Genomic DNA, 13,078 nt, shown 5'->3' on the forward strand with positions numbered 1-13,078 from the left:
GGGATGGATCGAGGCTGCATAGAAGATTTTGGTTGTTGTTTTATGAGTCAGCTTGGAGAGCTGTTTGTTAGTGGGTTGGTGTGGGGCTATTGTGGTTTTTCAGTTGTGCGGTGGAAGATGAGGCCTTGCTCTGACATGAAGAGGGTGTCGTTGTTACAGGAGATGTATTCGGTACTGTCAGGGGAGTTGATTTCGAAGGTGTTGAGGTTGTGGCGTTGCCATGTGTAGGCGTTGAATAGTCCGATGTTTTGATTGGTTTCTGTGTTGTAGAAGTAGCATTTCGCGGTTCGATCTTCAGAGACAACAGCGTGGAGGCCGAAGGATTTGTAGTCTTTGAGTTCGGTGAAATAGCTTTTCATATCGGCTTGATATTCAAGTGGTAGCTCTGTTGCGTACCAGTGGCCGAGAATATTATTGATGGGTGTGGCCTGGCTGATGTATGTTTTGTTTGTGGGGTGATCGGCGCGGTAGAGATAGGTTTCGGCGTCGTAGAGGTAAATCGAGTTATTTTGGAGGATGCCGATTTCATCTTTTTGGCTGTTAATGAGGGCGAATGAATCGTCTTTGTTGTTGTGCCAGGTGCATTGTTCGAGGAGTTTGATTTCTTGTTGTGTTAATGGGTTGTATGCATAGAGAGATGCGGTTTTGTCGGGGTTGATTGTGCAGTGGTAGCCGATGCCGTCTGTTGTGGTTTTGATGCCGTAGTAGCTTTGAATTTGACTGATTTGTTGTGGGGTGATTTCGAGCGCGTACCAATCGCCGAGGTAGGGTGCGGTTTGGGATTGCTTGTGGAGTGATTGGTTGGTCGGGTGGTCGAGACGGTGGAGATAAACTTCTTCGACGTAAAGGTTGAGTGTGTTGTTGTTGAAATTGCCGATGTCGTTTCTGGTGGCGTCGTAGAGGTAGGTTGTGTTTTTGTCAACGGCCCATGTGCATTGGTAGAGAAGTGCGATGTTTTGCTGTGTGTTGGCATTGATGAGGTGTACGGATGCGGTTTTGTCGGGGTTGAGTGTGGTACGGTAACCGAGTGCAGGGAAATTTTTGGCTTCGGGGACGTGATTGCGGATGCCTGATTGCATTTTTGTTGGTAATTCGAGAGCGTACCATTCGCCGAGGTATGAGGGGGCGGATGTGCTTGCGGTTTGGGTTTGTGGTTTGTTGCGTGTGAAGGTAAAAGCTGGGGATGTTTCAGTGACAAGTTTGTCATCAATGATGGTCATCGTTTCTGTTACATCATCGGATGAAGTCAATTTGAATTTAGAGTTGTTTAGCTTTTCCCATGAGCCGATCAGGAAGAAGGATTCGGGGATTTGGTTGGTTGGATCCTGAAAGGTGATGTGTGTGGTGAGGTCGTCGTTGAGGGTGAATTGAAGGTAAAAGGGATCGGCAACAGGAGTGAGTTTATTGTTGAATGTAAAGCCTGCAAGTTCTGCGTATTGCTCCTGTGTGAAGAGACGCGAGTACCATTTGCCGGTGATTTCAGGTGTATTTACTGCTGGTCTGGTTGGTTTGATGGGGTTGCCGGTGAAGCCGGGGGCGGCGGTCATGTTGGGTGATTGTTCGAATAACCATTTGAGGCCGTTTGCGGTGTTTGAGTAGAGTCCGGGGTGGAACCAGCCGTGCGGGCCGTTGTAGGTTTTGAGTTGGACGTTTGCGCCTTTGGATTTGAGTTGTGATTCGGCCTCGAGGGCGAGGTCGATGTCGATGAGTGTGTCTTTTGAGCCGTGATAGATGAAGATGGGTTTGTTTTTGGCGTAATGGAGTTGTTGAGGTGTGGGTTTGAAGACGCTCATGGCGGCGAAGGAGCCGGTAATGGGTGAGTTGGGTTGGAGGGTGAGGTCGTAGACGGCGGGGCCGGCGGATGACCATCCGAGTGCGATGACGCGTGAGCGGTCTATGTTGTGATTAGATGCGATGTCGTTGATGATGTTTTCGATGATGATTTCGGTGGGGATTCTCACGCCTTGGATTTTGTGGTATCTGTTTGGCCAAACGACTTTTTTGGCTTGTTGTGGGTTCCATACGGGGGCGATGGGTTGTGCGGCGATGAAGGCAGGGTCGGCCTTAAGAGCTGCAAATTTATATAGTCTGCGGCAGAAAAAATGAAAATCCTCGGAGCCGTCGCCGCCGGGGAGGATGAGCAGGAGTGGGCGGGGTGCGGCTTTGGTTTGGTCGGATGTGTCGGCGTGATCCATGAGGATGTAGGATTGTTTGCGGTTTCTATCGAGTGTGATTTTTGATGCGATGATATCGGCGACGTCCTCGACATCGGTCGGGGTTTTGTAGGGTTTTTCGGAGCGGTGTGAGGGGATGATTCGCGCAGGTGTTCTTCCAGGCGTGGAATGTGAGCCCATGGGCATGTGAGCGTTATTTTCAATGTCTTTGGTGTAGCCGATTGTAATGAAGTCGTTGGGTAGGAGTACAACGTCGAGGCGTTTGACGAAGATGTGATGAAGATTGTGTGTTGATGTTGATATGACGTTGCCTTGGTCGTCGTAGTGAGTGATAGTAGCAGTGAGAGATTGGTAGTAGGTGTCAAGTGGTTTACCTTTGAGCTGTGAGGCGTCGGTGAGGCCGCCAGCAGAAGTGATGAGTTGTGCGAGCGTGAGTTTTGTGCCATCGGATGAGAGGTTGTATGCGCCGGGGCGCAGGTTCTTGAACTGGGGAGCCATGATATAGACGGATTGGTGATCGTCGTCGGATTCAGGTTGGGTGGAAATGGTGACTTCTATTGTTGAGTTAGAGTCATCGGATTGTATGGCGGCGAGCATGGCGGTGGGTATGGTGAGTGAGAGGAGAAGGAGAGTGATGAGGAGAATTTTGGGTTTGGTGAGTGTGGTACGGATACGTTTGGGGTCAAGGATTGCAAGGATACGCTTTTCGAAAGTGTTTTTGTTGGCCATTTGAATGCCTCCGCCCCCGCCCCCGGAAGTTAAGAAAGAGAGGGCAGAGGGTGTTGTAGAATTAGTCGCAATATCAAGGATTAGTTGTGCGTAGTCGGAAGGTTTGACGGGGTTGGTTTGGTTTTGGGTGATGGTGAGAACAAGATCGTCGCAGGCGCGTTCGCGTTCGATGTGCATGCGGTGGGCTGCGAACCAGACGAGGGGGTTGAAGTAGTAGAGGCAGCAGGCGAAGTGGGCGATGAGCTGGGTGAGACAGTCGTGGCGTTTGATGTGAGCGAGCTCGTGGAGGAGGACGGAGCGTGTGCGGTGGGCTGGCCAGGATGAGGCGTTGGCGGGGAGGAGGATGTTGGGTGATGAGAGTGGAGGTGAGCCGAAGGTCTGGGGCATGGTGGTGCTGGTTGATTGGTAGAGATTGATGTGGGATGTGATGTCGAGCGATTGTTGCTGCTCGTCGAGAAGATTGAGGAGGGGTTCGTGGGTTGTGAGTGAAGATTTGGATTTGAGACGGCGGAGACGGAGGTGGGCAATGGGGATGAGTGCTAGGAGGATGAAGGTTGGGATAGCGAGGAATGTGTGTGAAGAAAAGGTGGAAATTGATTTTAGGTTGCGTTGACTTGCGGTTTGCAGCGAAGTTGAGGTTGATGCGTCTAATGGTTGAATAGGAAGCGATGTGGACGAGGATGGGGAGGTTTGAGATATAGGGGCAAGTGTACTGTTTGGTCGGCTGATCGGTCCGGTTGATGGCGTGATGGACGCGGCGAGGCGGGTTTGCGGCAGAGTGTTTGTTGACGGAATGATGGGTAATGCTGGGAGGAAGTAGGTTGCGATTGGAAGAATGAGAAGGCTGAGTGTGGTGAGGAACCAAGTGAAGTGGCGGGTGGCTGCGGATGCACGATGAAAGAATAGGGGGATGAGGATTGATGAGGCGGCGGTAATGATGAGTGATTTGAGGGCGATATCAATTAAGAAAGCTGACATGGTGTTACTCCCGGCTGGAGGTTTTTTTAGTTTGGCGTGCGGCTAATGGGCGATTAGATGAATGAGATGTGATACAGGAGGTTAGTTGTCCTTGTTGCGGGCGGCGCGGATAAGTTTGTTGAGATTTTTGAGTTCGGTGTCAGTCAGTTTGGTTTGTTTGTCGGTGAGGTGTGCGGAGAGGGCGTCTTCGAGTGAGCCTGAATAGAAGGTGGAGAGAACGTTTCGCAGGGCGTCGAGACCTGCGGCGGATTTGCGGTGTTTGGGTTTGTAGACGAATTCGCGGCCGGACTTGGTGCGGTTGATGTGGCCTTTTTGTTGAAGGATTTTGAGAAAAGTGCGAACGGCGGTGTGGGAAGGTGGATCGGGGAGGCGGGACTGGATGTCGTTGACGGTGGCGGATTCGAGTGAGAAGAGGATGTCCATGATTTGGCGTTCGCGGCGGGAAAGATCTTTAGGGTGGGGGACTGGTGGCATGGGATTGCTCTCTGGTCTATAGGAGTTATGCAAAACTTAACGCTAATAAATTAGCGTATAGGGTTTGGCGGGTCAAGATAAAAAGCGAAAAAATTAGCGAATGTGGTTTGAGAGAAGAAGTCAATGTTAGATGTACTGTTAATTATTGTTTGGTATGAGATGGTTTGATGCGGAAGAAGAGGGTGTAGAGGAGGGGGACGACGATGAGAGTTAGGAGTGTGGCGAAGGCGAGGCCGGCCATGATGGTGACGGCCATGGCGGCGAAGAAGACATCGGCGAGAAGGGGGATCATGCCGAGGATGGTGGTGACGGCGGCGAGAGTGACGGGGCGGACGCGGGAGACGGAGGCTTGTACGACGGCTTGATAGGGGGGGAGGCCCTGTGCGCGTTCGAGATTGATTTGATCAATGAGAACGATGGCGTTTTTGATGAGCATGCCGGAGAGTGAGAGGAAGCCGATGAGGGCCATGAAGTTGAAGGGTTGTTGAGTTGAGACGAGCCCGATGGAGACGCCGACGATGGCGAAGGGTACGGTGAGGAAGATGATGAGTGGGGTGCGGAGTGCGTTGAAGATGCAGATGAGGGTGAGGAACATGATTGCGGCGATGGTGGGGATGGGTGCGAAGAGTTGAGCTTGCGCATCGGCGGAGTCTTCGAATTCGCCGCCCCATTCAAGCATATAGCCTGGTGGAAGGGGGATGGATTCAACGAGGGGTTTGACTTGGGAGAGGAGTGTTGAGGCGGGGCCTTGTGCGGAATCGCATTGCGGGATGATGGTGAGGCGACGGTCACGTCGGCGAATGATGGGGTCTTCCCAGTCGGTGGTAAAAGCGGTGGCGAGTTGTTGGAGAGGGATGGTTGCGTTTGCAGCGGATGAATAGACTTGTGTGTTTTGGATTTGCTCGGCATCGGAGCCTTCCTCGGGTGGGCGGCGAGAAATGATGGGGAGAAGTTTGTTGCCGTCGCGGTATGTGCCGACTTCGAGGCCTGAGAATTGGGTTTGGATGGCTTGTGAGATTTCTTGTTGTGTGAGGCCTGCGGCGATGGTGCGTTGCTCGGAGATTTGAGGGTGGATGACTTTGACTGGTTGTCGCCAATCGTCACGGATGTTGGTGGCATTGTTGTTGGCGTAGAAGATGTCTTGGGTTTGTCTTGAGAGTTGCCGAAGGATGGTGGGGTCGGGCCCGGAGAAGCGGGCTTGGATTTTTGCATCGCCGCCGGGGCCGAGTACGAAGCGGTTGAAGATGGGTTGAGCTTCGGGGTAATTTTGGTTGATGTAGTTTTTGATTAGGGGGATTGTTTTGGCGATATCGTCGTATTCGTTGACGGTGACGAGGACTTGGCCGTAGGCGGTGTTGGCGTCTTCGGGTGAGAAGGTGAGGATGAAGCGTAGGCCGCCTTTACCGATGAAGGTTGAGGTATTGACGACAGTGGGCAGTGTAAGAACGTGATCGGTGATTTGCTTGAGGTCGGCTTCGGTGGTTTGGATGTGGGTGCCTTGTGGGAGCCAATAGTCGAGGTAGAACTGGGGGCGGGTTGAGTCGGGGAAGAAGGATTGCGGGATGAATTGCATGCCCCAGACAGAGAGGGTGAGCGTGGCGATGAGGATGAGTGTGGCGGAGAGGCGATTATTGAGGACGAAAGCGAGGAAGCGTTTGTAGGTGTTGAGGAAGAAGTTGTCGTAGGGATCTTTGTTATCTTTGTCGGGTTTGATGCGGAGGAAGTAGTAGCAGATGAGTGGGGTGGTGGTGATGGCGAAGATCCATGAGAGGAAGAGAGAGAAGAGGATGACCCAGAAGAGTGAGCCGGCGAATTCGCCGGTGGAGTCGTCGGAGAGTCCGATGCCTGAGAATGCGAGGATGGCGATGACGGTGGCGCCGAGGAGGGGGAAGGTGGTTTGGCCGACGATTTGTTTGAGTGAGTCTAGGATTGAGAGATTTTTCTTTTGATTGATGATGCAGCCTTCGACAATGACGATGGCGTTGTCGACGAGCATACCCAATGCGATGATTAGAGCGCCGAGTGAGATACGCTGGAGGGCGATGCCGTAGAGATTCATGAGGACGAATGTGGCGAGGACGATGAGGACGAGGATGAAGCCGATGATGATGCCGGAGCGGAGTCCCATGGTGAGGAGGAGGACGCCGACGACGATGAGGACGGCTTCTGCGAGGTTGACGATGAAGCCTTGCACGGCGGCGTTGACGGAACGTGCTTGTATGGAGATTTCGCCGAATTCGATGCCGATGGGTCTGAAGGGTTCGAGTTCTTCGATGCGTTTTTCGACGGCTTGTCCCATGGTGACGACGTTGCCACCGGAGACGGTGGATATGCCGACGCCGATGGCGGGTTTGTTGTCGAAGTAGAGTTTGTTGTTGTAGGGTTCTTCGTAGCCACGGTAGATGTTTGCGACGTCACGAAGACGGATGATGGGTGTTGTTTTGTCGGCAGAAGATGATGAGGGTTGGTTGGAGGCATCGGAGATGAGAAGGTTGCCGATGGCTTCGACGTTGGGGAAGCCGCCGGTAGGGGCGATGCGGATGTATTCGTTGCCGACTTCGACTTTGCCTGCGGGTTCGAGGAGGTTTTGTTTTTCGAGTAGGTTGTAGATTGAGGAAAGGGGGAGGCCGAGTTGTGTGAGTTTTGCGTTTGAGATTTCGATGTAGACGACTTCTTGCTGGGTGCCATAGAGTGAGATTTTTGCGACGTCTTGGACAAGAAGAAGTTCGCGTTTGAGGAAGTCGACGTAGTCTTTGAGTTCGGCGTCGGTGAAGTCGGGGCCGGTGACGGCGAAGTAGAGTCCGTAGACGTCGCCGAAATCATCGTATACGAGGGTTGTGGTGTTGGGTGGGAGTTGGCCTTGTGCGTCGTTGACTTTATTGCGGAGTTCTGTCCAGACTTGAGGGAGGGTGTCTTTGTCGTAGTTGTCTTTGATTTCGACATTGATTTGAGAGAAGCCGAACTCGGATCGTGAGCGGATGTTTTTGATTTGTCCTAATTGCTGGATGGCTGTTTCGAGTGGGTCGGTGACTTCTTCTTCGACTTCTTTTGGTGAAGCGCCGGGGTATCGCGCGTAGACGACGGCTTCTTTGATGGTGAACTCGGGGTCCTCGAGTCGGGAGAGCTGTTGGTATGCACCGATACCAGCGACAGCGAAGAGAATGGTGAAGGCTGCTGTGACAATTTTGTACTTGATGGCGAGTTCAGCGATATTCATGTTTTTTAGTGTTAGTCGTTAGTGCTAGTTGAGAGTTTGGGTAGTGAGAGTGGGCTAATTGGTGGTTAGGTGTTGAGGAGTAGGGCAGGTTAAGGACCGTAGTCGGCGGGGTTGAAGGGGCGGACGGTTTCGTTGTCGTGTAGCTGGGAGACGCCGGAGGTGACGATGGTTTGGTTGGTGGTGAGGCCATCGGTGATGATGGCGGAACCGGCGGAGAGTTTAGCGACGGTGACGGGCTGTTTGGAGACGGCGTTTGTGTCGGGGTTGACGAGCCACACGTAGGATTGGTTGTTTTGCTGGAAAACTGCGGAGGAGGGAACGGCGTAGCCTAGAGCTGGTTGATCGTTGATATTAACGATGGGCGTGACGTGGACGGTGGTGGTCATGCCGGGGAGGAGGAGGATATCGGTGGGAGCGGGCATGGTGAGGGTGAGTTCATAAGTTTGTGTGACGGCGTTGGCTTCAGATTGGTATTCCTTGATGGTGAGTGGGAATGTGCGATCTGGGAGGAAATCAAAGGTTGCTTCGAAGTCGGGCTTTTTTTCTTCGTCGCGTTGTGATTGAGCAACGATGGCTTCGGGGATGTCGACGATGATCTCGACTTCGTTGACATCTTGAAGCGAGACGATGGGTTCTTTGGCTTGGATGTTTTGAAAATTGTCGATGTAGGTTTTGGCGATGAGGCCTGCGAAGGGGGCGGTGAGGGTTGTGTCGTCGAGTGCTTTTTGCTCGATGTCGACTTGGGCTTGGGCGATGTTGAAGGCGGCGGTGGCATCGATGAGTTCGTTTTGTGTGGCGGCTTTTCGGGTGACGAGTTGCTGAATCATGGAGAGTTTGGTTTGTTTTTCGGTGAGGTCGGCGTTGGCTTTTTGAAGGTTGTTGATGTAGTCACGGGAATCGAGTTTTGCGATGAGGTCGCCTTGCTTGAGTTCATCGCCTTGTTTGACGGGGAGTTCGACGATTTGGCCGGGGACTTGGAAGGCGAGTTCGACGGTTTGCCCGGCTTTGACGCGGCCTGGGAAGATGAGTGTATTGGCGGCGGTGGGCGTGCCGATGGTGAGTAGTTTGGCGGGTCGGATTGGATTGACACGTGGTTCGGGTTGAGGCTTGGGATTGAAGAAGAGTAGGGCGATGATGGCGATGGCGAGGAAGGTAATACCGATGAGAGGGCCGATGCCAAGGGTGAGGATTCGGCGGATGAGAGAAGGCTGAGTGGGGGGCGGCGTTTTATCGGGAGGTGATGGGTCAGTGGTTTGGGATTGGTCGTTCATAGGGATAATTTCCTGCTGCAAGAGCGGGTGATGATATGGGTATAGATCGTGAATGTGAGGGTGATAAGGGGAAGAAATGAGGTAGGGGATTGTGGTATTTGTGCTAGATGTTAGTGCTAGTCCTAGAAATGTGATGGATCGGAAACGCGTAATGGTATGGGTTGAGAGGTGGTGGTTTTGGGGGAGATAAATCGAGTAGGGATATGAAAGTTGTTGCAGGCGAATGAGGATAGGTGTGTAAGACACCCCGCGACCGGTGGTCGTGGGCTTGAAGAGAGTCTAATGGGTGATTAGGAGGGGATGCCGATGTCCTCGTTCCATAGATCGGGGTGTTTTTCGATGAAGTCGGCCATGAGTTTGACGCAGGCGGGGTCGTTTAGGTTGATGAGTTGGACGTTGTGTTGTGCGAAGAGTTCTTCTGCGCCGCGGAAGTTTTGGTTTTCGCCGATGATGACGCGTGGGATCTTGTAGAGGAGGGATGTGCCGGTGCACATGATGCAGGGTGAGAGTGTGGAGACGAGTGTGAGTGTGTGCCAATCGCGGCGGCGGCCGGCGTTTCGGATGCAGACGGTTTCGGCGTGGGCGGTGGGGTCGCCGGTTTGAACGCGGAGGTTGTGGCCGCGAGCGATGATTTGGCCGGATGAGTTGGCGAGGATGGAACCGATGGGGAGCCCGCCTTCGGCGAGGCCGCGTTCGGCTTCTTTGATAGCTTCGTTGAGTAGGTCTTGATCGGTCATGGTTTTAATGTGCTTTTTGAAAATGGTGTCGCGTGGCCCAGTCGGTCGTTATACAGCATGTATTTGATTCTTCACTGGCTGTTATGGGGTTTAGTAGTGCTTTGGAGGTTTATTGCGGTTAATGAATTAAGGATAGTCTTGAGGATAGTTAAGGTAAAGAGGGGAGAGAAAGTGTGCGGGGTTTGTAGCGTGCGATATGATGGGGGGATGGGATTTATGATATTAATGTTGGCGGGGTGGTTGTTGGTCGTGCTGATTGTCACGGGTGGTTTTGTATGGCGATTGCGTCATCCGAAGCGTAAGACGTATGCGGTGGCTTTGGGTCGAGGGGATGCGGTGGAGCCGGGAGATTTGGGGTTGGTGGGTGAGATGGTGCGTTTTGATTTGGGTGATGCTGGGATGACGGATGGCTGGGTGATTGAAGGTGGGAAGAGTGATGGGGATACGGTGGTGATGGTACATGGGTATGGTGATAGTAAGTATGGATTGCTTGGGTGGGCAAAGGTGGTGTGTGATTTGAAGGTGGCAAGGCGGGTGGTGGTTTATGATCAGCGAGGGCAGGGGGAGAGTGAGGGGAGGCGTTGTGATTTGGGGGTGCGTGAGCCGGGGGATGTGAGAAGGGTTATTGAACAGTTGGCGGGATGGCAGGAAGGTGAGGGCGTGGTGCTGTATGGGTGCTCGATGGGTGGGGGGACGGCGCTTGAGGCAGGGCGGGTGATGTGTGAGGCGGGGGAGAAAAGGTTGAAGGGTGTGATTGTGGATGGGCCGTATCGGTTGTGGGATGAGCCAGTGCGGAATGTGATGAAGTTGAAGAAGTATCCGACTTGGCCGATTGTGACGCTGGGTGGATATTTACTGAATTGGCAATTGGGCGGTGGGCTGTATCGGATCGATCGTGTGGCGGATGCGGCGGGATTGGGAGTGCCGCTGCTGGTGCTGCATGGGACGGCAGATCGTGTGTGCCGGTTTGAGAGCGGGGAGGCGGTCGCTGCTGCGGCGAAGGATGGGGAGATTGTCGGGTTTGAGGGTACGGGGCATTTGGAGCTGCTTGAAGTGGATACGGAGCGGTATCGGGGGGCTGTGAAAGGTTTTTTTGAGAAATTGGCTGGTGTAGGGGATAATGGTCGGGCTGGTAACTAAGAAAGCGAAAGGAATGAAGAGATGGATATTGCTCGCATGATCGATCATACGTGTTTGAAGGCTGAAGCTCATCGGACGGAAATTCGTACGTTGGTGGATGAGGCGATGATTCATGGGTTCGCATCGGTGTGTGTGAACGGTTCATATGTGAAGAGTGTGAGTAAGACGCTACGAGCGAGAAGTTCGTCTGTGAAGACGTGTAGTGTGGTGGGGTTCCCTTTGGGGGCGATGAGTGAGAACGTGAAGAAGATTGAAGCAACGGTTGCGGCGAAGGATGGAGCAGATGAAATTGATTTTGTGGGGAACTTGCCGGCATTGGTTGAGGGGGATGTTGAGGTGCTGCGTGAGCAATTTACGACGATCGTGAAGGAAGCGAGGGCGGTGAATCCGGATCTTGTGGTGAAAGTGATTATTGAATCGGCGTATCTGATGAAAGATGTGGACGGGGTGGAGGCGGAAAGAAGAATTGCGGCGGCGTGTCAGGCGGCGATTGAGGGCGGCGTTGATTTTGTGAAGACGTCGACAGGTTTTCATGGTGCAGGTGGCGCGTCGGTTGAGGCGGTGCAGTTGATGAAGAAGCATGCTGGGCCGATTAAGGTGAAGGCGTCTGGCGGGATACGGACGTATGATGATGCGATGAGGATGATTGATGCAGGAGCTAATCGCTTGGGTTGCTCAGCTGGTGTGTCGATTGTTCAAGGGCTTGCGTCAGAAAGTGGCGGGAGTGGGTATTGATATGATGGTTACAGGGGATTTGTTTGACTAATCAACGGTTAGTTTGTCGTGCTAGCTTGAGGTGTTTGTATGGATCTGGCGAAGTATTTTGATCACGCAAACTTACGGGCTGAGGCCAGTGAGGGAGATATTCGGCAGTTATGTGCCGAGGCGGAGGAATGGGGATTTGCAGCGGTGTGTGTGAATGGGCGATATGTGCGGTTAGCGAGTGAATTGCTTGCGGGGTCAGGTGTGCGGGTCGGAACGGTGGCGGGCTTTCCGATTGGGGCGATGGATGAGCAGATGAAGCAGAGCGAGGCATTGCAGGCGATGATGGCGGGAGCGAAGGATGTGGATTATGTGGCGCATATCCCGACGCTGATGGATTGCGATAAAGCCAAGATTGCCGAGCAATTCAAAGCGTATGTGGATGTGTTGCGATCGGCGGATGAAGATGTATGTGTGAAGGTGATACTTGAAACTGCGCTGCTGATGAAGGATGTTGATGTGGCTGAGGGCGAGAGGCGGATCGCGGTTTCGTGTGATGCGGCGATTGACGCGGGTGTGGATTTTGTGAAAAGCTCGACGGGGTTTCATCCGGCTGGTAGTGCAACGATTGAAGCGGTAAAGTTGTTGAAACGGTATGCTGGGCCGATGAAGGTGAAGGCATCGGGTGGGATAAAGACGTATGAGCAGACGATGGCCATGATAGCGGCGGGGGCTGACCGGATTGGTGGGTCGTCAGGTGTGGCGATTATGCAGGGCGGTGGCGATATGGATGCAGATTATTAATTGGATGGAGAGTGATGATGAAAACGATACAAGCAGGTGATGTGAAAATTGGTCATGGTGAAGGATTGTGCGTGATTGCTGGGCCTTGCACGTTGGAGTCGTATGATTTGTGTATGACGATTGGTGAAGCGGTGAAGACAAAGTGTGATTCACTTGAGATGGGCTATATTTTCAAGGCCAGTTTTGATAAGGCGAACAGGAGCTCGATCCATACGCCGCGTGGGATGGGGATTGATGAGGGGCTTAGGCAACTTGAGAAGATTGGCGTTGCTTTGGGTGTACCGACGACGACGGATGTTCACGAGTCGTATCAGGCGGCTCAGGTTGGTGGTGTTGTGGATGTGATTCAGATCCCAGCATTTCTTTGCCGGCAGACGGATTTGCTGGTTGCCGCGGCGAAGACGGGCAAGGTTGTGAATGTGAAGAAAGGTCAGTTTTTATCACCAGCTGAGATGGAAAATGTGGTGAATAAACTGAGTGAGAGCGGGGCAGATCAGTCGGGGATAATGCTGACAGAACGCGGAACTTTTTTTGGGTACAACCGTTTGGTGAATGATTTTGTTGGGTTGGGCGACATGATGGAGTATGGGTGGCCAGTGTGTTTTGATGTGACGCACTCGACTCAGCAGCCAGGAGGCGAGGGCAATGCGTCGGGAGGCAGGCCTGAGCGGGCACCATTGCTTGCAAAATGTGCTGTTGCAGCGGGCGTGCAGGCGGTCTTTATCGAGACACATACGGATCCAAGTCATGCGATGAGTGATGGTGCGACGATGTTGCCTTTAGAGCGATCGTTGGGGCTTTTGGATGAGCTGGCAAGGCTTAGGGCTGCGATTTAAAGCGATTTCTGACAGA

General features: G+C 52.9%; 9 protein-coding genes. 4 read left to right on the forward strand and 5 right to left on the reverse strand.

The genetic code is table 11. The annotated features are described in order from the left end of the window. Window positions 1-86: 86 nt before the first annotated feature. The 5 genes from KS4_RS03220 to KS4_RS03240 form a co-directional block, all read right to left on the reverse strand. Entirely contained in the window at window positions 87-3,881 is a 3,795-nt protein-coding gene (locus KS4_RS03220) for a M56 family metallopeptidase (protein ID WP_145074546.1), read from the reverse strand. A gap of 81 nt (window positions 3,882-3,962) precedes the next feature. Further along, window positions 3,963-4,355, reverse strand: coding sequence for a BlaI/MecI/CopY family transcriptional regulator (locus tag KS4_RS03225; RefSeq protein ID WP_145074549.1), 393 nt, complete (start codon window positions 4,353-4,355; stop codon window positions 3,963-3,965). Window positions 4,356-4,497: 142 nt separating this feature from the next. Then, window positions 4,498-7,572, reverse strand: a complete 3,075-nt coding sequence (locus tag KS4_RS03230; RefSeq protein ID WP_145074552.1) for an efflux RND transporter permease subunit — start codon at window positions 7,570-7,572, stop codon at window positions 4,498-4,500. An 89-nt stretch (window positions 7,573-7,661) separates the two neighbouring features. Continuing rightward, window positions 7,662-8,843, reverse strand: coding sequence for an efflux RND transporter periplasmic adaptor subunit (locus KS4_RS03235; RefSeq protein WP_145074555.1), 1,182 nt, complete (start codon window positions 8,841-8,843; stop codon window positions 7,662-7,664). 290 nt (window positions 8,844-9,133) lie between these two features. After that, window positions 9,134-9,580 (reverse strand): nucleoside deaminase, encoded by a 447-nt coding sequence (locus tag KS4_RS03240; RefSeq protein ID WP_145074558.1) that lies wholly within the window; start codon window positions 9,578-9,580, stop codon window positions 9,134-9,136. A 216-nt stretch (window positions 9,581-9,796) separates the two neighbouring features. Here KS4_RS03240 and KS4_RS03245 point away from each other — a divergent pair, with 216 nt between their 5' ends. The 4 genes from KS4_RS03245 (at window position 9,797) to kdsA (ending at window position 13,062) form a co-directional block, all read left to right on the forward strand. Further along, window positions 9,797-10,720 carry an alpha/beta hydrolase gene (locus KS4_RS03245; protein ID WP_200761518.1) on the forward strand — a complete coding sequence of 308 codons (924 nt, stop codon included), beginning with the start codon at window positions 9,797-9,799 and terminating at the stop codon, window positions 10,718-10,720. Between the two features lie 21 nt (window positions 10,721-10,741). Next, window positions 10,742-11,455: a deoxyribose-phosphate aldolase gene (gene deoC, locus KS4_RS03250; protein ID WP_145074563.1), complete on the forward strand. Its 714-nt coding sequence runs from the start codon at window positions 10,742-10,744 to the stop codon at window positions 11,453-11,455. A 69-nt stretch (window positions 11,456-11,524) separates the two neighbouring features. Continuing rightward, window positions 11,525-12,226, forward strand: coding sequence for a deoxyribose-phosphate aldolase (gene deoC, locus KS4_RS03255; protein ID WP_145074566.1), 702 nt, complete (start codon window positions 11,525-11,527; stop codon window positions 12,224-12,226). A gap of 17 nt (window positions 12,227-12,243) precedes the next feature. Beyond that, window positions 12,244-13,062, forward strand: coding sequence for a 3-deoxy-8-phosphooctulonate synthase (gene kdsA, locus KS4_RS03260; RefSeq protein ID WP_145074568.1), 819 nt, complete (start codon window positions 12,244-12,246; stop codon window positions 13,060-13,062). Window positions 13,063-13,078: the final 16 nt, after the last annotated feature.

The organism is Poriferisphaera corsica (assembly GCF_007747445.1).
Lineage (GTDB): Bacteria > Planctomycetota > Phycisphaerae > Phycisphaerales > Phycisphaeraceae > Poriferisphaera > Poriferisphaera corsica.